The sequence below is a fragment of the Blastococcus atacamensis genome (assembly GCF_002938425.1).
GTDB classification, from domain to species: domain Bacteria; phylum Actinomycetota; class Actinomycetes; order Mycobacteriales; family Geodermatophilaceae; genus Blastococcus; species Blastococcus atacamensis.
On record NZ_POQU01000066.1, the window covers coordinates 1 to 21,626 of the forward strand.

General features: G+C 73.6%; 23 protein-coding genes. 10 read left to right on the plus strand and 13 right to left on the minus strand.

What is annotated here, in order from left to right:
• Both C5508_RS14485 and C5508_RS14490 read right to left on the minus strand, forming a co-directional pair.
• Nucleotides 1-797, minus strand: a 797-nt coding sequence (locus C5508_RS14485) for a citryl-CoA lyase (RefSeq protein WP_104525656.1), incomplete at its 3' end; no start/stop codon positions are given.
• Nucleotides 794-2,008, minus strand: coding sequence for a CaiB/BaiF CoA transferase family protein (locus C5508_RS14490; RefSeq protein ID WP_104525657.1), 1,215 nt, complete (start codon nucleotides 2,006-2,008; stop codon nucleotides 794-796). The genes C5508_RS14490 and C5508_RS14485, both read right to left, overlap by 4 nt.
• 231 nt (nucleotides 2,009-2,239) lie before the next feature.
• Between C5508_RS14490 and C5508_RS14495 the strand changes: the two genes are divergently transcribed.
• The 3 genes from C5508_RS14495 (at nucleotide 2,240) to pdxY (ending at nucleotide 5,531) form a co-directional block, all read left to right on the plus strand.
• The gene (locus C5508_RS14495) at nucleotides 2,240-3,730 is read left to right on the plus strand and encodes an amidohydrolase family protein (RefSeq protein ID WP_104525658.1); all 1,491 of its coding nucleotides are present in this window, start codon (nucleotides 2,240-2,242) and stop codon (nucleotides 3,728-3,730) included.
• A 59-nt stretch (nucleotides 3,731-3,789) separates the two neighbouring features.
• Nucleotides 3,790-4,617, plus strand: a complete 828-nt coding sequence (locus C5508_RS14500) for an IclR family transcriptional regulator domain-containing protein (protein WP_104525675.1) — start codon at nucleotides 3,790-3,792, stop codon at nucleotides 4,615-4,617.
• A gap of 62 nt (nucleotides 4,618-4,679) precedes the next feature.
• Complete coding sequence (gene pdxY / locus C5508_RS14505) at nucleotides 4,680-5,531, plus strand: pyridoxal kinase PdxY (RefSeq protein ID WP_104525659.1); 852 nt, start codon at nucleotides 4,680-4,682, stop codon at nucleotides 5,529-5,531.
• A 12-nt stretch (nucleotides 5,532-5,543) separates the two neighbouring features.
• On the opposite strand, the gene C5508_RS19590 is transcribed toward pdxY, so the two are convergent.
• Complete coding sequence (locus tag C5508_RS19590; RefSeq protein ID WP_157944103.1) at nucleotides 5,544-5,720, minus strand: hypothetical protein; 177 nt, start codon at nucleotides 5,718-5,720, stop codon at nucleotides 5,544-5,546.
• Nucleotides 5,721-5,779: 59 nt separating this feature from the next.
• Here C5508_RS19590 and C5508_RS20740 point away from each other — a divergent pair, with 59 nt between their 5' ends.
• A complete protein-coding gene (locus tag C5508_RS20740; RefSeq protein ID WP_104525660.1) occupies nucleotides 5,780-6,451 on the plus strand; it encodes an SDR family NAD(P)-dependent oxidoreductase in 672 nt (223 codons plus the stop codon).
• Nucleotides 6,452-6,755: 304 nt separating this feature from the next.
• Here C5508_RS20740 and C5508_RS14515 read toward each other — a convergent pair whose 3' ends face one another.
• Together C5508_RS14515 and C5508_RS14520 are read right to left on the minus strand one after the other, a co-directional pair.
• Nucleotides 6,756-7,577, minus strand: a complete 822-nt coding sequence (locus C5508_RS14515; protein WP_104525661.1) for a hypothetical protein — start codon at nucleotides 7,575-7,577, stop codon at nucleotides 6,756-6,758.
• Nucleotides 7,578-7,622: 45 nt separating this feature from the next.
• Nucleotides 7,623-9,047 (minus strand): NADP-dependent succinic semialdehyde dehydrogenase, encoded by a 1,425-nt coding sequence (locus C5508_RS14520; protein WP_104525662.1) that lies wholly within the window; start codon nucleotides 9,045-9,047, stop codon nucleotides 7,623-7,625.
• A 158-nt stretch (nucleotides 9,048-9,205) separates the two neighbouring features.
• On the opposite strand from C5508_RS14520, the gene C5508_RS14525 reads away from it, so the two are divergent.
• The gene (locus C5508_RS14525; protein WP_232797146.1) at nucleotides 9,206-10,216 is read left to right on the plus strand and encodes a sensor histidine kinase; all 1,011 of its coding nucleotides are present in this window, start codon (nucleotides 9,206-9,208) and stop codon (nucleotides 10,214-10,216) included.
• 208 nt (nucleotides 10,217-10,424) lie between these two features.
• Here C5508_RS14525 and C5508_RS20745 read toward each other — a convergent pair whose 3' ends face one another.
• On the minus strand, nucleotides 10,425-10,562 hold the full coding sequence (locus C5508_RS20745) for a TFIIB-type zinc ribbon-containing protein (RefSeq protein WP_232797147.1): 138 nt from the start codon (nucleotides 10,560-10,562) through the stop codon (nucleotides 10,425-10,427).
• Nucleotides 10,563-10,819: 257 nt separating this feature from the next.
• On the opposite strand from C5508_RS20745, the gene C5508_RS14535 reads away from it, so the two are divergent.
• On the plus strand, nucleotides 10,820-11,620 hold the full coding sequence (locus tag C5508_RS14535; RefSeq protein WP_104525664.1) for a CoA transferase subunit A: 801 nt from the start codon (nucleotides 10,820-10,822) through the stop codon (nucleotides 11,618-11,620).
• Nucleotides 11,617-12,285, plus strand: a complete 669-nt coding sequence (locus tag C5508_RS14540; protein WP_104525665.1) for a CoA transferase subunit B — start codon at nucleotides 11,617-11,619, stop codon at nucleotides 12,283-12,285. The genes C5508_RS14535 and C5508_RS14540 overlap by 4 nt, the downstream gene beginning before the upstream one ends.
• Before the next feature lie 131 nt (nucleotides 12,286-12,416).
• On the opposite strand, the gene C5508_RS14545 is transcribed toward C5508_RS14540, so the two are convergent.
• The 6 genes from C5508_RS14545 to pcaH all read right to left on the minus strand — a co-directional run bounded on the left by C5508_RS14545 (nucleotide 12,417) and on the right by pcaH (nucleotide 17,952).
• Nucleotides 12,417-13,910, minus strand: a complete 1,494-nt coding sequence (locus C5508_RS14545; protein WP_232797148.1) for an MFS transporter — start codon at nucleotides 13,908-13,910, stop codon at nucleotides 12,417-12,419.
• Between the two features lie 78 nt (nucleotides 13,911-13,988).
• Entirely contained in the window at nucleotides 13,989-14,399 is a 411-nt protein-coding gene (gene pcaC, locus C5508_RS14550) for a 4-carboxymuconolactone decarboxylase (RefSeq protein ID WP_104525667.1), read from the minus strand.
• Nucleotides 14,396-15,202, minus strand: coding sequence for a 3-oxoadipate enol-lactonase (gene pcaD, locus C5508_RS14555; RefSeq protein ID WP_104525668.1), 807 nt, complete (start codon nucleotides 15,200-15,202; stop codon nucleotides 14,396-14,398). Before pcaD ends, pcaC begins: the two co-directional genes overlap by 4 nt.
• Complete coding sequence (gene pcaB, locus C5508_RS14560) at nucleotides 15,199-16,524, minus strand: 3-carboxy-cis,cis-muconate cycloisomerase (protein ID WP_104525669.1); 1,326 nt, start codon at nucleotides 16,522-16,524, stop codon at nucleotides 15,199-15,201. The genes pcaD and pcaB overlap by 4 nt, the downstream gene beginning before the upstream one ends.
• A gap of 25 nt (nucleotides 16,525-16,549) precedes the next feature.
• The gene (gene pcaG, locus C5508_RS14565; RefSeq protein ID WP_104525670.1) at nucleotides 16,550-17,206 is read right to left on the minus strand and encodes a protocatechuate 3,4-dioxygenase subunit alpha; all 657 of its coding nucleotides are present in this window, start codon (nucleotides 17,204-17,206) and stop codon (nucleotides 16,550-16,552) included.
• Entirely contained in the window at nucleotides 17,206-17,952 is a 747-nt protein-coding gene (pcaH, locus tag C5508_RS14570) for a protocatechuate 3,4-dioxygenase subunit beta (protein WP_104525671.1), read from the minus strand. The genes pcaG and pcaH overlap by 1 nt, the downstream gene beginning before the upstream one ends.
• 68 nt (nucleotides 17,953-18,020) lie before the next feature.
• Between pcaH and C5508_RS14575 the strand changes: the two genes are divergently transcribed.
• The 3 genes from C5508_RS14575 to C5508_RS14585 all read left to right on the plus strand — a co-directional run bounded on the left by C5508_RS14575 (nucleotide 18,021) and on the right by C5508_RS14585 (nucleotide 20,339).
• Entirely contained in the window at nucleotides 18,021-18,797 is a 777-nt protein-coding gene (locus C5508_RS14575; protein ID WP_104525672.1) for an IclR family transcriptional regulator, read from the plus strand.
• 67 nt (nucleotides 18,798-18,864) lie between these two features.
• Nucleotides 18,865-20,037, plus strand: coding sequence for a 4-hydroxybenzoate 3-monooxygenase (locus C5508_RS14580; RefSeq protein WP_104525673.1), 1,173 nt, complete (start codon nucleotides 18,865-18,867; stop codon nucleotides 20,035-20,037).
• A 71-nt stretch (nucleotides 20,038-20,108) separates the two neighbouring features.
• Complete coding sequence (locus C5508_RS14585; protein WP_157944105.1) at nucleotides 20,109-20,339, plus strand: hypothetical protein; 231 nt, start codon at nucleotides 20,109-20,111, stop codon at nucleotides 20,337-20,339.
• 13 nt (nucleotides 20,340-20,352) lie between these two features.
• Here C5508_RS14585 and C5508_RS14590 read toward each other — a convergent pair.
• The coding region (locus C5508_RS14590; protein ID WP_104525676.1) for a mannitol dehydrogenase family protein at nucleotides 20,353-21,626 on the minus strand (1,274 nt) is incomplete at its 5' end.

Sequence of the window (21,626 nt, forward strand, 5' to 3'; positions counted from 1 at the left end):
GTGTAGGGGTCCGGGGCTACGGGGGCGTTGTTCAGGTCCACCGACAGGAACACGTCGTTGGCCACGGGGTGCCGGAGTTCCTCGGCCAGTTGCCCGATGAGCCCGGCGGTCCGCGCCAGCAGCGCGAACCCGCGCAGCAGCTCCATCGGCAACCCCAGATCGGCCAGCGCCGCGCCGCAGACGCCGGCGCCGTTGAGCGGCAGCTGCTTGCCCAGCACCTGCGGGTGCACCCGGCCGATCGCGGCGAACAGCGACAGGTGCGGGCCGTAGAGACCCTCCTCGGTGGCGATCTCGAACAGCCGCGGGGTGCGCGGGTCGCCCCGCTTGTGCACGTGGTGACCCAGTCCGGGCACGAAGCGGCCGGCGGCGCGCTGGGCGGTCACCGTCTCCAGGGCGAGGGCGTCCCAGCCGGCGTCGTCGTCCGGCAGGCGGTCGGTGCGCGCGAGCACGTCGTGCAGGAACCGGCCGCAGTCCTCGGTGACGCCGAGGAAGCGCGAGCCGCCGCCGAGCAGACCGGCGGCCAGCGCGCCCTGGATCGAGTCGGGCGCGGAGAGGTAGGTGAGCCGGGTGACGATCGCCGTCGGGGTGAACCCGTGGTCGGCGAGCGCGGCGAGCACTGCTTCGAAGACCCGGGTCTCCCCCGTGCTGGGCCGGCGCTGGGTGGCCAACCAGAAGGCGAGCTCGCCGAAGCCGACGGACCCCATGACGTCCTCGGCGAGGTCCGAACCGAGCAGGGTGATCCGCTCCAGGCTCGAGGCCCCGAGCGCGGTCGGGTAGCTGGGGCGGTCCTCGCTCACTGCTGCCCCTCCTCGGCCGGTGCGGCGAGCCAGCGGCGGATCTCCGCGCCGTGCTCGTCGACGGCCGGCGGCGGCAGCCGGTAGGAGGCCGCGGTGTCGGAGAACCGGATGGGGTTGCGGATCGAGGGCACGGCCGCATCCCCCTCGCCGACGGTCACGACCGGGTCGAGCCCGACCTCCTCGGCGAAGGCGACGCCCTGGTCGATGGTGTTGATCGGCCCGCAGGGCACCCCTGCGGCGATGATCTCCCGGAACCACTCCATCTTCGTGCGGGTCGCCAGGCGCTCCACGAGCAGCGGGCGCAGCTGCTCCCGGTTGGCCGTGCGGTCCTCGTTCCGGAGGAAGCGCGGGTCCTCGGTCAGCTCCGGCAGGCCCAGCACCTCGCACAGCTTGCGGAACTGGCCGTCGTTGCCGGCGGTGATGATCAGGTCCCCGTCCGAGCACGGCAGCGGCTCGTACGGGAAGAGGCTGGGATGGCTGTTGCCCATCCGGAAGGGGACGACGCCGCCGGCCACGAAGGCGCTGGTCTGGTTCACCAGGCCGGACATGGCCGAGGCGAGCAGGCTGACCTCGACGTGCTGCCCGCGCCCGGTCTCGTGCCGGTGGTTCAGAGCGGAGAGGACGCCGATGGTGGCGTGCAGGCCGGCCATGACGTCGAAGACGGCGACCCCCGCCCGGTACGGCTCGCCCTCGGGGTCGCCGGTCAGGCTCATCAGGCCGGAGATGGCCTGGACGATGAGGTCGTAGCCGGGCAGCGACTTCCCGCCCGGGCCGCTGCCGAAGCCGCTGATGGAGGCGTAGACGATGCGCGGGTTGGTGGCGGCCACCGAGTCGTAGTCCAGGCCGAAGCGGGCCAGGCCGCCGGGCTTGAAGTTCTCGACCACGACGTCGGCCCGTCGGGCCAGCTCCTGCGCGGCGGCCAGGTCGTCGGGGTCCTTGAGGTCCAGCGCCACCGAGCGCTTGTTGCGGTTGACGCCCAGGTAGTAGGTGGAGACCCCCTGCCCGTTCATCTCGCGCACCGGCGGCGCCCACGTGCGGGTGTCGTCCCCGCCCGGACCCTCGACCTTGACCACATCGGCGCCGAGGTCGGCCAGCAGCATCGTGCTGTACGGGCCGGCCAGGATGCGCGAGAAGTCGGCCACGAGCAGGCCGGACAGCGGCCCCGGACGGTCGGGCGCCGGCGACGTCGGCCGTGCTCCGGGATCGCTCATGGACCTCAGCCACTCCTTGCGTCAGCACTGCTCGCGGACAATCGTCCGCAGCCTGTCAGCGAGTCTCGGCCCCGGCCGGTCGTGCTGTCAACCGCCGGTCGAGGCCGGTTCGGTGATCAGCGGCCAACGGTTGACAGGTGCCGACCGGACCATCATCGTGATCCGCATCGCACCTGACGTCCGTCAGGCGGACAGACGTCCGGTGAGGCCGATCATGCTCAGGAGGAAACGATGACCCAGTCCGAGCCCACCCCGGTGACCGGCCGGCCGGTGGTCCTGCGCGGCGGCACGGTCCTGACGATGGACGACGCGGGCACGATCCTGCCCGACTCCGACGTCCTGGTGGTGGACGACCGCATCGCCGCCGTCGGACCCGCTCTGGAGGTGCCCGAGGGCACCCAGGAGATCGATGCCCGGGGCGGGATCGTCATGCCCGGCATGATCGACACCCACCGCCACATGTGGCAGACCGCCATGCGCGGCTACGGGGCCGACTGGACCCTCACCCAGTACTTCGTCTGGTACTACCTCGAGCACGGCAGGAAGTTCCGTCCCCAGGACGTCGCCGCCGGCAACCGGCTCTCCGCGCTCGAGTCGCTCGAGGCCGGCGTCACCACGACCGTCGACTGGTCGCACGGCCTGCAGTCGGTGGACCACGCCGAGGCCGCCGTCGAGGCGCTCCGCTCGGTGCCCGGCCGCTTCGTGCTCGCCTACGGCAACATCCAGGCCGCCCCCTGGGAGTGGACCGCCGACCCGGCCGTCCGCTCCTTCCTCGAACGGCACCGCGACGCCGCCGACGGGATGCTCGGCCTGCAACTGGCCTTCGACGTCACCGGCGACCCCAGCTTCCCCGAGAAGGCCGCTTTCGAGGTCGCCCGCGAGCTGGGCCTGCCGGTCACCACCCACGCCGGGGTCTGGGGCGCCACCAACGACGACGGCATCCGGCTCATGCACGAGCACGGCTTCATGAACCCGGAGACCGTCTACGTGCACGCGGCCAGTCTCAGCCCCGACTCCTACCACCGGATCGCGGCGACCGGCGGCTCCATCTCGGTCTCCACCGAGTCCGAGCAGAGTGCGGGGCAGGGCTACCCGCCCACCTGGCAGGTGCGCCGGCACGGCATCCCCGTCTCGTTGTCGATGGACACCAGCGTCTGGTGGAGCGGCGACCTGTTCTCAGCCATGCGGACGACCCTGGGCGCCGACCGCTCCCGCGAGCACTTCGAGGCCCACCTCACGGGCGACACCGTGACCCAGCTGGAGCTGCGCGCCGAGGACGTCGTCCGCTGGGCCACCCGCGGCGGTGCGGCGGCGCTGGGCCGCGACGACCTGGGCAGCCTGGAGGCGGGCAAGAAGGCCGACGTCGTGCTGATCAAGAACGACGCCTCGCCGGTCTCCTTCCCGGTGCTCAACCCCTACGGCCACGTGGCGTTCCAGGCCCAGCGGGGTGACGTGCACACCGTGCTGGTCGACGGCCGGGTCGTGAAGCACGCGCACGCGCTGGTCGGCACCGACCTCTCCGGGGTCCGCCGCGAGATCGAGGACACCGTCGAGCACCTGCGGTCCGAACTCGGCGAGGAGACGTGGGTGGCCGGCATGCACCCCGACCTGCCCGACCCGAAGCTGCTGGACAACCCCTACCAGTACACCGAGTACAAGTCCGAGGGCACGCACGCCGCTCGCGAGCAGGTGTTCGAGGAGCACCTGGCGACCGAGCGCTGACCAAGGACCGGCCCCCTGCAACGCAGGGGCCGGCCGACCCCCGACGGATGGGAGCCGACATGGCAGGACGCGGTACGGGCCCGGACTTCGTCGAGGCCCTCGCCCGAGGCCTCGACGTCCTCACCTGCTTCGACGCCGGGCGCCGCAGCATGTCGCTCAGCGACGTCGCGACGGCGGCGTCGCTGGCCAGGCCGACCGCGCGCCGGCTGCTGCTGACCCTGGAGGAGCTCGGCTACGTCCGCTCCTCCGACGGGGCCTTCTCCCTGACCCCCAAGGTGCTGGAGCTGGGCATGGCCTACGTGGCCTCGCTCGGGCTCTGGGACATCGCGCGACCGCACATGGAGGCGCTCGTCGGGCGCACCGGGGAGTCCTCCTCGATGGCCCAGCTCGACGGCTCCGACATCGTCTACGTCGCCCGGGTGGCCGTGCCCAAGCTGATCGCGCTGCGGGTCGACATCGGCACCCGCTTCCCGGCGGTGCAGACCTCGCAGGGCAAGGTCCTGCTGGCCGCCCTCTCCCCCGACGAGCTGACGGCCACGCTGGCCGAGCCGTCGCGGTCCGGCCTGCCGACCCCCCTCCGCCGCTCGGCCGGCCAGGTGCACGACGAGCTCACCGAGGTGCGCGCCCGCGGGTGGGCGCTGGCCGACGAGGAGCTGGCCCCCGGCGTGCGGTCGGTGGCGGTCCCGGTGCGCGACGGCGCCGGCGTCGTGCGGGCGGCCATGAACGTCACCGTGCACGCGGCGGAGACCTCGACGGACCAGCTGCTGACCGAGCACCTCCCCCATCTGCTGCGCACCGCCGGGGACGTCAGCGCCGAGTGGGCGCTGTGGCAGTCCCGGCCGCACGTCGAGGTGCGCGGACGGGCCGGGAGCTCCGCCGCGGGCTGAGCGACCGCTCGTCGGGTGGGAGGCCGGACCCTGCACGCCAGGGATGTGCCAGGGTTCCGGGTGTGACCGCCGTCCTCTCCATCCAGTCGCACGTCACCTACGGACACGTGGGCAACAGCTCCGCGGTGTTCCCGCTGCAGCGCCTCGGCATCGAGGTGTGGCCGGTGCACACCGTCCAGTTCTCCAACCACACCGGCTACGGGGAGTGGACCGGCCGGGTCTACGACGGCCAGTCGATCGACGAGCTGGTGCAGGGCGTCGCCGACCGCGGTGTCCTCTCCTCCTGCGACGCCGTCCTCTCCGGCTACCTGGGGTCAGCCGACATCGGCCACGCCGTGGTGGGCACCGTCGCACGGGTCCGAGAGGCGAACCCGGCGGCCGTGTACTGCTGCGACCCGGTGATCGGGGACGTCGGACGCGGGGTGTTCGTGCGCCCCGGCATCGAGGAGTTCATGCGCGAGGTCGCCGTCCCCGCGGCCGACGTCGTGACGCCCAACCACTACGAGCTCGACCTGCTCTCCGGCGGTGCGACCCGGTCGCTGGCCGACGTCAGGGAGGCGGTCGCCGCGGTGCAGGCGCTCGGCCCGCGGGTCGTGCTCACCACCTCACTGGTCGCCGACGACACCCCGGACGACGCGGTCGACCTGCTGGCGTCGGAGGGCGGCCGCCACTACCGCGTGCGCACCCCGCGGCTGGGCGTCTCGGTCAACGGCGCGGGGGACGCGATCGCCGCACTCTTCCTCGCCCACTGGCTCGACACGCGGTCGGCCGCGGAGGCGCTCGCCCGGGCGTCGGCGTCGGTGTTCGGCCTGCTCGCACGCACCGAGGAGGCCGGCAGCCGCGAGATCCTGCTGGTCAGCGCGCAGGAGGAGTTCGTCGCCCCGAGCCGGACCTTCGAGGTCGAGGAGGTCTGACCTCCTGCGCCGTCAGGTCTTGCTCTTCCCCTGGGCGCTGGAGTGCTCGTGCCGGTCGTCGCCGTGGGTGTGGTGCTCGATCTGCTTGGAGGCGCCGGTGGTCGCCCCGGCGGCGCTGGGGGCAATTCCCTGCTTCTTGGCCTCGCGGACGGCGGCGCGCTGTTGACCCTGATCGACGTTCTTCGACATGCCGGGGTGCCTACCCCGGTGCGGGACAGGGAACACCCGGGACGGCGTATCCCGGGGAGGTGGGGGTAGCCGCCAGGAATGAGACGCCAGCGTGCCGGGGACGTGAGCGGACGGGTGGTGGTTCTGAGCGGCGCCCCCGGCGGGATCGGCCTGGCCACCGCCCGGGCGTTCGCCGCCGACGGCGCCCGGCTGGTGCTGGCCGCCCGGGGCGAGGCGCGTCTTGGAGCGCGGCCGAGCAGTGCGCGGAGCTGGGCGCCGAGGTGGTGGCCCACCCCACGCAGGTCGGCGACGCCGCGGCGGTCGAGGCACTGGCCCGGGCCGCCATCGATCGCCTCGGCCGGATCGACGTCTGGGTGAAGGACGCCGGCACCAGCCTGTGGGGTCCCTTCGAGGTCATCCCCGTCCAGGCGCACAGGCGGCTGATCGAGGTGGACCTGCTGGGAGTGGTGAACGGACGCGCCGCCGCCGTCCCCCGCATGCTGGCGCAGGGAGGTCCGGCGGTGATCGTCAACGTCGCGTCGATCGGGGGCCGGCTGCCCAGCCCGTGGGCGACGACCTATGCGGCGCCAAGCACGGCGTCGCCGGGTTCACCGACGCCCTGCGGGCCGAGCTCGCCGTGCGGTCGGACATCGCCGTGTGCGGCGTCTGTCCCGCCTTCGTCGACACTCCCACGTACCTCGCCTCGGGCAACTGGACCGGCCGTGCGCTGCGCCCGGTTCCCCCGGTGGTGAGCCCCGAGCGCGTCGCCCGCCAGATCGTGGCGCTGGCCGATCGCCCTCGCCGGCAGGCGCGGGTCGGAGCGCTGAACGCCGTCGGCCTGCTGCATGCGTTGGCCCCGGACACCGCAGGCCGCACGGCGGCCCGGCTGAGCGCGCGGTACCTGCTGCGCTCGGGACCGCCGGCGTCGCCCGATCCCGGGGCGCTGTTCGGGCCGACGATCGGACCGTCGGCGTCCTGCGGCAACTGGGGCCGGACGCAGCGCCGGCGGACGAGAGTCGCCGGCGGGCCTGGGGATGGCCGCCGCGACCGCCGCGGTCAGCGGCCGGCGAGGGTCGCGGCGATCCGCGTGATCGTCGCCTCCTCGACCGGCAGGTGCGGCAGGACGGCGGTCACCTCCTCCGGCTCCAGCCCGTTGTCGCCCAGGGCCGCCAGCAGCAGATCGGCTTCCTCCGGTGCGACCGGGACGGTGCAGCCCGAGGCGTCCAGCGCCGCACGGGCGAGGAACAGCGCTCCGGCGAGGCTGTCGTCGGGAACCGGCACGGGCTCGGGGACGACGGCGGTGCGGGTGACCGCCTCGGCCGCGCGCACGAGCGACAGGGGCAGCCCCTCGGCCTCCACCTCGATCAGCGGCACGGTGCCCAGCGCGGCCAGCACGAGGTGCTCGGCGTCGATGCGCAGCGGCGCCTCCCAGCCCCCGGCGCGCACCACGTCCAGCAGGTCGCGCGGGCTCTCCCCGAGGTCGTCTGCGAGCTCCGCCCAGTCGCCGCACCGGGTGGCGCAGGCACGTTCGGCGGCCTGGAGGCAGGTGTCGCGCACGAACGGCCCCAGCACCTCGTCGTCGAACCGCTCCGCCTGCACCCGGCCCCGGGCGTCGACCATGTTGAGCGCGTCCTGGAAGGTGCCGGGCCGGGCATCACCCAGCTCGAGGCGGCCGTCCTCCTCTCCGCCCAGTGGCCGTCCGTGCGCTGCCCGCTCCCCCACCGTCAGGCCGGTGGCCACGAGCCGCCCGGCCCGCCGCTCGAAGTGCGGCTGGTCGGAGAGCCCGACGGCCCACGCGCAGCTCTCGGCGATCAGCGCGGCACCGCGCTCCCGGAGCACCTCCCGGGTCAGCAGGCCCATCCAGTCGATGTCGAACACGCCTCCACTGTGCCCCGAGCCCCCGACGGTCCGCCGCGCGGCGGGTCACTCCGCGGCGGCCCCCGCGGTGTCGCCCTCGCTCTGCTCGCTGCTGGGCGGACCGACCCAGACCGTCTTCGCGTTCATGAACTCGCGCATGCCCAGCTCGGTCAGCTCCCGGCCATAGCCGCTCTGCTTGATGCCGCCGAAGGGCAGCTCGGGGTAGCTGGCGGTCATCCCGTTGATGAAGGCCATGCCGGACTGGATGTCGCGCACGAACTGCGTGCGCTCGTCCTCGTCCTCGCTCCACAGGTTCGAGCCGAGGCCGTAGTGGTGGGAGTTCGCGAGGCTGATCGCCTCGTCCAGGCTGTCGACGACGTAGAGCGCGGCGACCGGCCCGAAGACCTCCTCGCTGTGCACCCGCATCTCCGGCGTCACGCCGGTGAGCAGTGTCGGCTCGTAGAACCAGCCAGGACGGTCGACCCGCTTACCGCCGACGGCGACCGTGGCGCCCTTGGTGCGAGCGTCCTCCACGTATTCCTCGACGTCCTGCAGACCGGACTCGGTGGCCAGCGGTCCGATCTGGGTCTCGGCGTCCATCGGGTCGCCGACGGTCAGCGCACCGATCTTCTCGCCGAACAGCCGGGTGAACTCCTCGGCGACGTCGCGGTGCACGAAGAACCGCTTCGCCGCGATGCAGCTCTGCCCGTTGTTCTGGTTGCGAGCGGTGGTCGCCACCTCGGCCGCACGGTCCAGATGGGCCGAGGGCATCACGATGAACGGGTCGGAGCCGCCGAGTTCCAGCACCGTCTTCTTCAGCGCGTCCCCGGCGATGGCGGCCACCGACTGGCCCGCCGGACCGCTGCCGGTCAGGGTCGCGGCCATGACCCGGTCGTCGCGCAGCACCTTCTCGACGGTCGAGGAGCCGACGAGCAGCGTCTGGAAGACGTCGGCCGGGAAGCCTGCCTTGTGGAACAGCTCCTCCAGGTACAGCGCGGTCTGCGGCACGTTGCTCGCGTGCTTGAGCAGCCCGACGTTCCCCGCCATCAGCGCGGGGGCCGCGAAGCGCATCGCCTGCCACATCGGGAAGTTCCACGGCATGATCGCCAGCACGACCCCGAGCGGCTGGTAGGTCACGTATGCCCGCTGCGCCTTGACGGCGGCGGCGTCCTTCTCCTCCGGCTCCAGGAACCGCGGCCCGTGCTCGGCGTACCAGCGCAGCCCCGCGACGCACTTGCCCACCTCGGCCTTGGCCGACGCCAGCGTCTTGCCCATCTCCGTGGTCATCAGCTCGGCGACGGAGTCGGTGTCGCCCTCCAGGACGTCGGCGGCGGCGCGCAGCCAGCCGACCCGCTGCTCGGCCGTGGTGAGCCGGTAGTCCTCGAACGCGGCCGCGGCCCGCGCGAGCTTGTCCTCCAGCGCGTCGTCGGTGAGCGGCTCGTAGGTCTTGAGCGTCTCGCCGGTGGCCGGGTTGATGGTGGCGATGGCCATGGTGTTCTCCCTCCGCTGGAACCCCCGTCACCTGCCCGGGAGGAAGCCGCCGAAACCGTGTCCCGGGGGAAGCCGGCTCGGATCCCTCGTGCGTGGTCCCGACCTGTCCCGTCCGGCGTCGTCGCCTACCGTGGGGGGGCCGGTCCGGACGACCGGCTGTGGAGACAGCGGGGGCACTGGTGAACTGGACGGCGACCGGCGGGGCGGGGCATCCCCCGCCCGGCGGCTTCCCCCACGACGCCCTGATCTACGAGTCGGTCGACGAGCTCGTGGCCACGGTCACGCCGTTCCTGGCCGACGGGCTCGCGTCGGGGGACGCGGCCGTCGTCGCCGCCCGGCCCGAGACCGCGGCGATCCTGCGCGAGGCCCTGGGCGAGGACCCGCGGGTGCTGGTCGTCGACGAGAGCGCCGTCTACGGCCGGCGCACGCCCGGCGCGATCACCGCCTTCCGGCGGCTGGCCAGGGAGCACGCGCCCGGCGGCGCGCACCGGGTCCGCTTGGTGGGCGACATGGACTTCGGTCCCAGGGCGCGGGACTGGCTCGAGTGGGAGCGGTACGAGGCGGTCATCAACGAGGCGCTGCAGGGCTGGGACCTGTGGGGCGTGTGCCTCTACGACGCCGGCCGGCTCCCCGCGACGGTCGTGGAGGCCTCCCGGCACACCCACCGCCACCTGGTCACGCCGGCCAGCCGGACGCCCAGTCCGCAGTTCACCGACCCGGCGGTCTACCTGCGCGGGCTGCCCGTCCCTGAGGAGCCGCTCGAGCGCACGCCCCCGCGGTTCGCGGCCGGCGACGTGGCCGACTTCATCGGACTGCGGCATGCGGTCGCCGGCGAGCTCGCCGGGCTCCGTGGGGCACCGGACCTGGTCGAGGACTTCCTGCTCGCCGTGGACGAGATGACCTCCAACGCGGTACGGCACGGCCTGCCGCCGGTCGGGCTGCGGCTGTGGACCGCCCCCGACCGCATCGTCTGCACCATCACCGACGGAGGGCCGGGCTGGGACGACCCGTTCGCCGGGTACGGACCGGCTCACGGCGAGGACCTGTCCCGCGGTGGCATGGGCCTGTGGCTGGCGCGGCAGCTGTGCGACTACGTCGACATCCGCGGCGGGGACCACCACCAGGGCGACGGCGGCATCAGCGTCCGGCTCACCGTCCGGCTGCCCTGAGCCGCGCCGGGCATCAGCCCGACGGGTTCCGGCGTCAGCCGAACAGGTCGCTCAGGAAGGACTCCTTCTTCCGCGGCCTGGAGTGCCCGTAGGAGTGCGACGACGAGTGCCCGGATCCCTGCACCTGCCGCAGCACCTCGCCGACCACGCCGCCGAGACCTGCCGCGGCGGGAGCGCCGTGTGCGGACCCGGGCTGCTGGTGCGTCGGCTAGCGGCGCCCCTCAGGGCTTCCGTGGTAGGCGTTCTCCGCGTCGATCAGGCGGTCCAGCTCCCCGCGGTCGAGGAAGATCCCCCGGCAGTCCGAGCACTGGTCGACGTGCACGCCGTTGCGCTCGTAGGTGCGCATGGTCCCGTGGCACTTCGGGCAGGTCAGCTCCATGCCCGCGCAACGGGCGGTCCCGGGGGGTTCCCGCCGGCCCGTGCGGATCGGTATGTGTGCAGAGCGCATTCCGCCCAGTGGAGTGCGCACGTCGAACGGAACCGGCCCCCGAGCGATAATGGGGGGCCCGCAGGCCGACCGATGGGAGCACTTGGTGGACCGGACGCTTTCGCGCCACTCGGAGGCCGCCGTGCCCTCCGCCCTCCGCGAGCGGGAGGCCTGAGGTGGACAAGGTCGTGGCCTCGGCCCGCGAGGCCGTCGCCGACGTCGCCCCGGGCTCCGTGCTCGCCGTCGGCGGGTTCGGCCTCTGCGGGGTTCCGATCCAACTGATCGACGCGCTGCTGGAGCAGGGCGCCGACGGGCTCACGACGATCTCCAACAACTGCGGCGTGGACGACCAGGCGCTCGGCGTCCTGCTCTACGCCGGCCGCATCCGCAAGACCATCAGCTCGTTCGTCGGCGGCAACAAGGAGCTGGCCCGGCTGTACCTCACGGGGCAGATGGAGGTCGAGCTGACCCCGCAGGGCACCCTGGCCGAGCGGCTGCGCGCCGGCGGCACCGGGATCCCCGCCTTCTACACGCCCACCGGCGTGGGCACGCTCGTCGCCGACGGCGGCATCCCGATCCGCTACGACGCCGAGGGGAACGTCGTCGAGACCAGCCGGCCCAAGGAGGTCCGCGAGTTCGACGGCCAGCAGTACGTGCTGGAGACGGCGCTGACCGCCGACTTCGGGCTCGTGCGCGCCGCCGTCGGTGACCGGCACGGCAACCTCGTCTTCCACGAGTCGGCCGCGAACTTCAACCCGCTGGCCGGCATGGCCGGACGGGTGACGATCGCCGAGGTCGAGGAACTCGTCGAGCCCGGCGAGATCACCCCCGAGCGGGTGCACCTGCCCGGTGTGTTCGTCGACCGCGTCGTCGTCGTGGGCACCGAGGGCAAGAGCATCGAGAAGCGCACCACCCGGCCCCGCACCGACCGCTCCGACACACCGGCCGCGGCCGGCGAGGAGGCCACGCCCCGATGAGCCTGACCCGTGAGCAGCTGGCCGCCCGCGTGGCGCTCGAGCTCGAGGACGGCCAGTACGTGAACCTCGGCATCGGCATGCCCACGCTGGTCCCCAACTACGTGCCCGAGGGCGTGCACGTCGTCCTGCACTCCGAGAACGGGGTGCTCGGCGTCGGGCCCTATCCGTACGAGGGCGAGGAGGACCCCGACCTCATCAACGCCGGCAAGGAGACCGTCACCATCCTGCCGGGCGCCAGCTTCTTCGACTCGGCGCTGTCGTTCGGGATGATCCGCGGCAAGCACCTCGACGTCGCCGTCCTCGGGGCCATGCAGGTCAACAGCCGCGGCGACCTGGCCAACTGGCTCATCCCCGGGAAGATGGTCAACGGCATGGGCGGGGCGATGGACCTCGTCCACGGCGCCAAGCGCGTGATCATCATGATGGAGCACGTCGCCCGCGACGGATCGCCGAAGCTCGTCGAGGAGTGCACGCTCCCGCTGACCGGCAAGGGCTGCGTCGACCGGATCATCACCGAGCTCGCCGTGATCGACGTGACGCCCGGGGGCCTGGTGCTGCGCGAGACCGCCCCCGGCGTGACCGTCGAGGAGGTCGTCGAGAAGACCGGCGCCCCGCTCACCGTCGCCGACGACGTCCGCGAGATGGCCCTGCCCGCCTCGGTCTGACCCGAGCCGCACCAGCACCTGCCGTACGTGAGCACCGTCGTCGCCGACCGGGTGGCCGACACCTTCGCCGAACCGGCGAGCTGACCACCGAGGTCCCGGGGAGACCGTTCCGCGGTCTCCCCGGGCCCGCGTCAGGCGCCCGCGGGCCGGACGTCCTCGCGCCGGTGGGTGCGGCGGTCGACGAGCACGTCGACCACGGCCACCACGAGCGCGGCGACCACGAACCCGGTCGCGACGAGCATGCCGTGGTCGAAGGCGCTGGCGAAGTCCCCGTCGGTGGTGGCCACGCGGGCGAAGAAGACCGAGCCCACCGCGGCGATGCCGACGGCCGCCCCGATGCGCTGGCCGACCTGGAGCAGGCCCCCGGCGGTTCCGGCGCGCTCGACGGGGACCTGCGAGAGCGTGAGCGCCTGGTTCGGCGAGATGACCAGCCCGGCCCCGAGCCCGCCGATCAGCAGGGGTGCGATCGTGGCCCAGCCGGTGCCGTTCTCGGGCACCAGCGCGACGGCGAGCACGGCGCCGCCGAAGCCGACCACCACCAGCAGCAGCCCGCCGGCGACGAGCGAGCGCCCGAAGCGGTGCACCACCCGGCCACCGACGGCGGCGGCGACCGCGGAGCCGACGGCGAACGGCGTGATCGCCAGCCCGGCCTGCAGCGCGCTGTAGCCGAGACCGGTCTGCAGGTAGAGCGTGAAGACGAAGAACAGCGGCGTGAAGCCGGCGAAGAAGAGCGTGATCATCGCGACGCCGAACGACCACGAGCGCAGCCGGAAGAGCACCAGGTCCACGAGCGGCTCCTTGCCGCGCCGCGAGTACCGGATCTCCCACAGCACGAACACCACGAGGAAAGCCGCCGCCACCGGGACCAGCAGCCACTTCGCCGAGCCCTGCCACTGCCGATCCTGCACCAGCGGCAGGAGCAGGGCGACGATGGCGGCGCCGAGCAGCACCACACCCAGCGGGTCGTAGTCGTGGCGCTGGCGCCGGCGCTGCGACGGCTCCGGCTTCGGCAGCAGGCGACAGGCCAGCGGGATCGCGGCCAGCCCGATCGGCAGGTTGATGAAGAACACCCAGCGCCAGCCGTGGTCGGGGCCGAACAGCGCGATGAGGGCGCCCCCCAGCAGCGGACCGACGGCGGTGGAGACGCCGACCACCGTGCCGAAGAGGCCGAACGCCGTGCCTCGTTCCCGGCCGCTGAACAGCTGCTGGATCAGCGCGCTGATCTGCGGGGTGAGCAGCCCGCCGGCCAAGCCCTGCGCCAGTCGCGCGATGACCAGGGTGAGGCTCGTCGGGGCCAGCCCGCAGGCGAGCGACGCGAGCGAGAACAGCGCCAGCGCCGCGACGAACATGGTGCGCCGGCCACGGACGTCACCGACCCGGCCGGCGGGCACGAGGAGCAGACCGAACGTCAGGGCATAGCCGGAGACCACCCACTGCAGCTCGCTCTCCGACGCTCGGAGCCCGTCGCGGATCGAGGGCAGTGCGACGTTCACGATCGAGACGTCGAGCAGGACCATGAAGCCACCGACGAGGCAGACCGCCAGGGCCTTCCACCGCCGGGGATCGGGCTGGTCGCCGCCTCCCGGGCGTGCCTGCGCGTCCGAACCCTGCTGCGTTGCTGTCACCGACGTCCTCTTCCCGACCACGTTGCCGGGTCGGCCCTACCCGAGGTTGTGGTGTGCAACCGGTCGGCGCACCGCGGATCAGGTGGCACGCAGCTCGTCGAGGATCGGTCCGGCCACCTTGTAGGCGTGGTTGGCCGCGGGCACGCCGGCGTAGACGGCGGCGTGCTGGATCACCGCGCCGATCTCCTCGTCGGACAGGCCGTTGTTCTTCGCCGCCCGCACGTGCAGGGCGAACTCCTCCCAGTGCCGCAGCGCGATGGTGATCGACAGCGTCATCAGGCTGCGGTCGCGCCGGGAGAGCTCCGGCCGCTGCCACACGTCCCCCCACGCGACGCGGGTGATGAAGTCCTGGAAGCCCGCGGTGAACGGGGTGACCCCGGCGACGGCGCGGTCGACGTGGGCGTCGCCGAGGACCTCGCGGCGGGTGCGCATGCCGGCCTCCCGGCGGGCCTCGTCCGTGTCGGGGCCGGGATCGGGCAGCTCGCTCATCGGGCGTCTCCATCAGCTGTGGCGATTCGGCCGGGTCCTGCCGCGTCGAAGTGGCCGAGCAGCGCGCCCGTGACCTCCAGCGTGCGCTCGAGGTTGGCCAGGTGCGCGCCGGGGCTCAGGGTGAGCAGCTCGGCTCCGGCGATGCCCGCGGCGATCGCCTCCTGGTGCGGGGGCGGGAGTGCCGGGTCGTCGGCACCGGACATCACGAGGGTCGGCGCGGTGATGCGGCCGAGGTCCTCGCGCAGGTCGATGCCGCCCACGACCTCGCAGCACGCGGCGTAGCCCTCGTCGTCCGCGCCGGCGATCATCGACTCGAGCCGGGCCACGAGGTCCGGGTGCTCCGCCGCGTACGCGGGGGTCAGCCACCGCTGCACGACAGTTGGCGCGAACTGCGCGGTGCCGCCCGCCCGCGCCTGACCGGCCCGGTCCAGGAACCCCTGCGGGTCCACCTTCGCCGAGCTGAACATCACCGCCAGGCGGTGCACCCGCGAGGGCTCGCGCGCCGCCATCCGCATGCCCACCATGCCGCCGAGGGAGACCCCGGCGACGTGCGCACGCTCGGCACCGATGCGGTCCAGCACCGCGAGGACGTCGTCCACCAGGTCGTCGATCGTGTACGGGCCGGCCGGCGCGGGCGACTCCCCGTGCCCGCGTCCGTCGTAGGTGACCACGCGGTACCGCTCGGCCAGGGCCGGCACCTGCGGATCCCACATGCCGCGGGTGGCGCCGAGGGAGTTGGACAGGACGACGACCGGCGCGTCGGCCGCTCCGTCGACGGTGTACGAGACCTCGACCGCGCTCATCGCTTCCCCTCGGTCAGCCGGGCGTGCTCGGCCAGGACGGCGTCCACCTGTTCGGCCGCCTCCCCCACGTCGGGGCCACCGGCGAGCAGCTCCGTCACATCGATGTCGTCGCGCCCGGCGATCACGTCGGCGAGCGGCCGGCCGGTCGCGGCGGCCTCGCGGACGGCGGCGGCGGCCTCGTCGTGGGCGGCGCCCCGGCCCAGCCGCGGCGTGAGCGCGTCGGCCAGCGCGCCGGCGAGCTCCGGGTCCCGGGCGGCGCCCACCGCGTCGGCCATGCGCTCGACGTCGGGACGCAGCCCGCCCAGGCTCTCGACCAGCCAGGCGGCGGCGGAGCCGACGGTGGTGAGCAGGTCGGTCAGCGCCGGCCACTCGCTGTGCCAGGCGCCGGCGGCCCGCTCGTGCTCCTGCTCCATGGCCCCCAGCAGCGTGGCGACCAACCCGGGGGCGCGGCGGGCGCACGCGCGGGCGGAGATGGCGGCCACCGGGTTGCGCTTGTGCGGCATCGCCGACGAGCCGCCGCGGCCCGCGCCGCTCTCCGCCGCCTCGGCGACCTCTGTCTGCGCGAGCAGCACGACGTCGACGGCGATGGTCGCCAGCACCCCGGCCGCGGCGCCCAGTACCCCGGCCAGGTCGGCGATCGGCAGCCGCATGGTGAACCACGGCGCGGCCGGCGCGACCAGGCCCAGGTCGGCGGCGAGCGCGGCCCGCACGGCGGTGCCCGCGCCCTCGCTGGCGGCAAGCGTGCCGACGGCTCCGCCGTACTGGACGGGCAGCGAGGCGACGACCTCGGCCAGCCGAAGCCGGGCCCCGTCGAGACCACTGAGCCAACCGGCCGCCTTGAGCCCGAAGGTGGTGGGCAGCGCCTGCTGCATCAGCGTGCGCCCCATGACGACGTCGTCGCGGTGCGTGCGGGCCAGCGCGGCGGCCGCCTCGGCGGCCAGCGCCAGGTCCTGGTCGATCGCGCTGATCGCGCGGCGGGCCAGGAGGACCAGCGCCGTGTCCACGATGTCCTGGCTGGTGGCCCCGACGTGCACGGCGACGGCGTCCCGCTCCCCCACCGCGTCCTGCAGCACCCGCACCAGCGGCGGCACGGGGTTGCCCGCGTCGGCCGACCGGGCCACCACGGTGGCCAGGTCCAGCGCCGCCGGCTCCGCGCAGGCGCGGGTGACGGCGTCGGCCGCCGTGGTGGGCACCAGCCCGGTCGCCGCGGCGGCCCGTGCGAGGGCGGCCTCGACGTCGAGGAGCGCGTCGAACCAGGCGGAGTCCGAGACGGCGGTCGCCGCACTCCCCCTCGCGAAGGTCCCGCTGAAGAGTCCGCTCACGCGGGGGTTCCGGTCACGGAGGACTTCATACCGCGAAGAAGACCGTCTCGTGCTCGCCCTGCAGGTGGATGTCGAGGCGGTAGCCGTCCTGGGTCGGCTCGGCGACCAGCGTGGCGCGCCGGTCCTCGGGGAGTCCGCGCAGGACGACGTCCTCGGCGTTGGCCTCGGCCTCGTCGGCGAAGTAGATCCGCGTGACGACCCGGTCCAGCAGCCCGCGGGCGAAGATCGAGACGTCGATGTGCGGCGCCTGCAGGCCGCCCTCGCCGTCGGGGACCCGGCCGGGCTTGAGGGTGTGGACGGCGAACTCGCCGGGCGGCTGGGCCGTCGCGACGCGCGAGTAGCCGCGGAAACCCGGGTAGGACGACGCGCCCCGCGGGTCCTCGGGCGAGGGGAAGCCGCCGTCGGGGTCGGCCTGCCAGGTCTCGACCATGGCGTCCGGGACGACCTGGTCGGCGCCGTCGAAGATCCGGCCGCGGACCCAGATGCCGCCCTCGACGCCCTCGTCGGCGGCCCAGGTGCCGTCCGGCCACGTCAGGCCGATCGCGAGGTAGGGGCCGACCGTGGCGCTCGGACTGGTGCCCAACCGCAGCGGCTCGGTCAGGAAGCCGGTGCTGCGGCTGCGCCCCGGGAGCGGCTGGTAGGGCTCGGTGACGTCGGGGACGTCCAGCGGGTCGATCGTCATCAGGCCACGTCTCCGTCGTCCTCGGTCTCGAAAGGCGTCTGGTCGGCCCCGCGGAGCACGATGTTCCACTCGAAGGCCAGGGCCCAGTTGTCCACGGTCCGCTCGAGCCGGAACTGGCTGATCGCCCGGTGCCGCGCCGCGGCGGGGATCGAGTTGAAGATCGGGTCCTGGCCGAACAGCGGGTCGTCCGGGAAGTACATCTGGGTCACCAGGCGCTGGGTGAACGCCCGGCCGAACAGCGAGAAGTGGATGTGCGCCGGACGCCACGCGTTGTGGTGGTTGCCCCACGGGTAGGCGCCGGGCTTGATCGTCATGAACTCGTAGCGGCCCAGGCTGTCGGTCATCACGCGGCCGAGCCCGTCGAAGTGCGGGTCCAGCGGTGCCGGGAAGACGTCGACGACGTGCCGGTAGCGACCGCCGGCGTTGGCCTGCCACACCTCGACCAGCGCATCCGGCACGGGGCGGCCGTCGCTGTCCAGCACGCGGCCGTACACGAGGATCCGCTGCCCGACCGCCTCGCCGCCGTTGCGGAGCGTCAGGTCGGCGTCCTCGGGCTTGACGCGGTCCTCGCCGAGCACCGGGCCGGTGATCTCGGTGAGCCGGTGCGGCAGGTCGACCGGCGTGCGCAGCGGGGCCCGGAGCCCGGTGCTGCGGTAGTCGGGGAAGCCGACGGGGGTTCTGGTCACGTCGGGCTCGCGCAGGTACCGCGGCAGGTGCAGGCCACTGGCGGGTGTGGTGCCGGTCATGCCGGGACGGTACGACCCCTGGTCTACCCTTCCCAAGCCCTTGTTTCCGCTGGACGGGAGAGCGATCCATGGCAGGTGGGAGCGGCAGTCCCGGCCGGTCGGTGACCTCCCGCGCGCTCGGCGTCCTCGACGCCTTCAGCAGCGACGCCCCGCGGCTGTCCCTGTCCGAGATCGCGGAGCGGTCGGGCACGCCCCTCACCACCGCGCACCGGCTGCTCGGGGAACTGACCGAGTGGGGGGCGCTGATCCGGCGTCCCGACGGCCGCTACGAGATCGGCCGGAAGCTCTGGGACCTCGGCCTGCTGGCCCCGGTGCAACTGGAGCTGCGCCAGGTGGCCGCGCCGTTCCTGCAGGACCTGCACACCACGATCCGGGACACCGTGCACCTGGCCGTGCGGGAGGGTCTGTCGGCGCTGTACGTCGAGCGGATCTCCGGGCGGGAGTCGGTGCCGGTGGTGAGCCAGGTGGGCAGCCGGCTGCCCCTGCATGCCACCGGGGTGGGCAAGGTGCTGCTCGCGGCCGCCCCGGACGACGTGGTGGAGAAGGCTCTCGCCGAGCTGCGCCCGGTCACCCGGCACACCGTCGTCGACCGCGAGCGGCTCGTCCGGGAGCTCGCCGAGGTGCGCCGCCGCCGGTACGCGCGCACCTGCGAGGAGATGTCCCCGGGCGCCGCCTCCATCGCCGTCCCCGTGCAGGTGGAGCGCCCCACCGGGCCGCTCGCGGTGGCCGCGCTGGGCATCGTGGTGCCGCCGCACCGGCGCGATCTCGCGCGCATGGTGCCGGCTCTGGAGATGGCCGCCCGCGGCATCGGCCGGGCGCTGGCCAGGTCGATGCAGTTCCACTGAGTGGACGATCTTCCGCTCAACGGAAGGCCGGCAGCCCCATCGGCCGAGCCCTCGCCACACTGCCGGGATGCGCACCCAGGTAGGAATCATCGGTGCCGGCCCGGCCGGCCTCCTGCTCTCCCGGCTGCTCGCGCTGCGCGGCATCGACTCCGTCGTCCTGGAGAACCGCTCCCGGGACTACGTCGAGGCGCGCATCCGCGCGGGCATCCTCGAGCAGCACACCGTCGACACGCTGACCGAGGCCGGCGCGGGCGAGCGTCTCCGCCGCCAGGGGCTGGAGCACCGCGGGATCCACCTGCAGTACCCCGGCACCCGGCACACGCTGGACTTCCCGGAGCTGTGCGGGCGGACCGTCTGGGTCTACGGGCAGACCGAGGTCACCAAGGACCTGATCAAGGCGCAGCTGGACGGCGGCCCGCCGCTGCTGTTCGAGGTCTCCGACGTCACCCCCGAGGACGTCGACGGCGACACCCCGCGGATCCGCTTCACCGACTCCGACGGCAACCCGCAGGTCCTCGAGTGCGACGTCATCGCCGGCACCGACGGCTTCCACGGTGTGTCCCGCCCCCTGGTGACCGCCGGGACCGCCGGGCAGGTCTGGGAGCGCACCTACCCCTACGCCTGGCTGGGCATCCTGGCCGACGCCGCGCCCTCGACCGACGAGCTGATCTACGCCTGGCACCCCGAGGGCTTCGCGCTGTACTCGATGCGCTCGCCGTCGGTCTCCCGGCTGTACCTGCAGGTGGATCCGTCCGACTCCATCGAGAACTGGTCCGACGACCGGATCTGGGACAACCTCTCCCGCCGCCTGGGCATCGACGGCTGGGAGGTGTCCACCGGCCCGGTGACCGAGAAGTCGATCCTGCCGATGCGCTCCTTCGTCAGCGCCCCGATGCGCCGCGGCCGGCTCTTCCTGGCCGGCGACGCCGCGCACATCGTGCCGCCGACCGGGGCCAAGGGCCTGAACCTCGCCGTCGCCGACGTCACACTGCTGGCCACCGCGCTGGACCGGCTGCTGAGCGAGCGCCGCACCGACCTCGTCGACGCCTACTCCGACACCGCGCTGCGCCGGGTCTGGCGGTGCACCCACTTCTCCTGGTGGATGACCTCGATGCTGCACACCTCCGGCGACGACTTCGACGCCCAGCTCCAGCTCTCCCAGCTGCGCCGGGTCTGCTCCTCCGAGGCGGCCGCCCGCGAGCTGGCCGAGAACTACACCGGTCTGCCGATCGAGGGCTGACCAGCACGTCCGCGGCGCCCCGGCGCACCTGGAACCGGGGCGCCGGCCGAACGACGGACGTGGACCTGCGGATGCTCCGGCAGCGGACCTCCTGGCTGCTCGAACCGCTGGCCGACGCCGGCCTGCACGTGGCCGAGATCGAGCAGCTGGTGTCGCGGCTGGGCTTCGAGGCGGTCGTCGGCGACGGGCCGGGCTTCGACCGTCGCGTGCTGGACCTCGCCGGCGACCGGCCGGTCGATGTCCGGACGGCCTGGGTGGAGACCGTCCGCCGGATGACCGAGCTGCGCACGCCCGGGGGCTGACCGGCCCCGCCGCTCAGTGCAGGAGGTCCTCGAGCGTCGCGCGGGCGCCACGCTCGCGCAGGGACCGGAGCGTGGCGGTGTACTCGGCGGCGAACCGCTCGTCGTCGGCCAGGTCCCCGAACAGGTCCCGGTCGGACACGAACGCCAGCGGGTCCTCCGCCTGGCGCCGCGCCGCGGCCATCAGGCTGTCCCGGCGGGGGTCGACCACCTCGATCGGCCGGCCGTCCTCGCCCACCCCCTCCGCGTACCGGGCCCAGCCGGCGAGCACGGCGACGCAGAGCCCGATGGGGCCGCCGGCGGCGAGGTTCGCCCGCAGGACCGGCAGCAGGAACTTGGGGATGCGGTCCGAGCTCTCCGCGCAGAGGCGCGCGAGGGTGTCGCGCATGTTGGGGTTGGAGAACCGGCCGATGAGGTCGGCCTTGTAGCGCCCGAGGTCGATGCCGGGCACCGGCGGCAGCGTGGGGGTCGCCTCGGCGTCCATGTAGCCGAGCAGGAACTCGCGGAACAGCGGGTCCTGGCAGACGTCGTGCATGAACGTGTAGCCGGCGAGGGTGCCCAGGTAGCCCATGGCCTGATGGCTGCCGTTGAGGAGCCGGAGCTTCATCAGCTCGTAGGGCTCGACGTCGGCCACCAGCTGCACCCCGGCCTCCTCCAGCGGCGGGCGTCCCTCGGGGAACCGGTCCTCCAGCACCCACTGGGTCCACGGCTCGCAGACCACCGGCCAGCGGTCCTCCACGCCGAAGCGCCGGGCCAGTTCGCGACGGTGCACGTCCGTGGTCACCGGGGTGATCCGGTCCACCATGGAGTTGGGGAAGGGCACCTCGCGGCGCACCCACTCCCCCAGCTCGAGGTCCCGCAGCGCGGCGAAGGCGGCGAAGCTGTCACGCGCGACGTCGCCGTTCCCGGGGATGTTGTCGCAGGACATGACGGTGAACGGCGGGACGCCCCGCTCGCGGCGCCGGGCCAGCGCCTCGGTGACCAGGCCGAAGCTGGTGCGCAGCGCCGCCCCGGGCTGCAGGTCGGCCACCACGCCGGGGTCGGTGGGATCGAACTCCCCGGTGACCGGGGAGATGTTGTAACCGCCCTCGGTGACGGTGAGCGAGACGACGCGGACGTCGGGCGAGGCCATCTTCTCCACCACGGCCTCGGGATCGTCGGGAGCCAGCAGGTACTCGACGATCGAGCCCACCACCCGGGCGCCGAGGAATCCGTCCGGGTGCGTGACCACCACGGTGTAGAGGCAGTCCTGCGCTGCCATCACCTCGGCCATGCCGCGGTCCCCGGGCA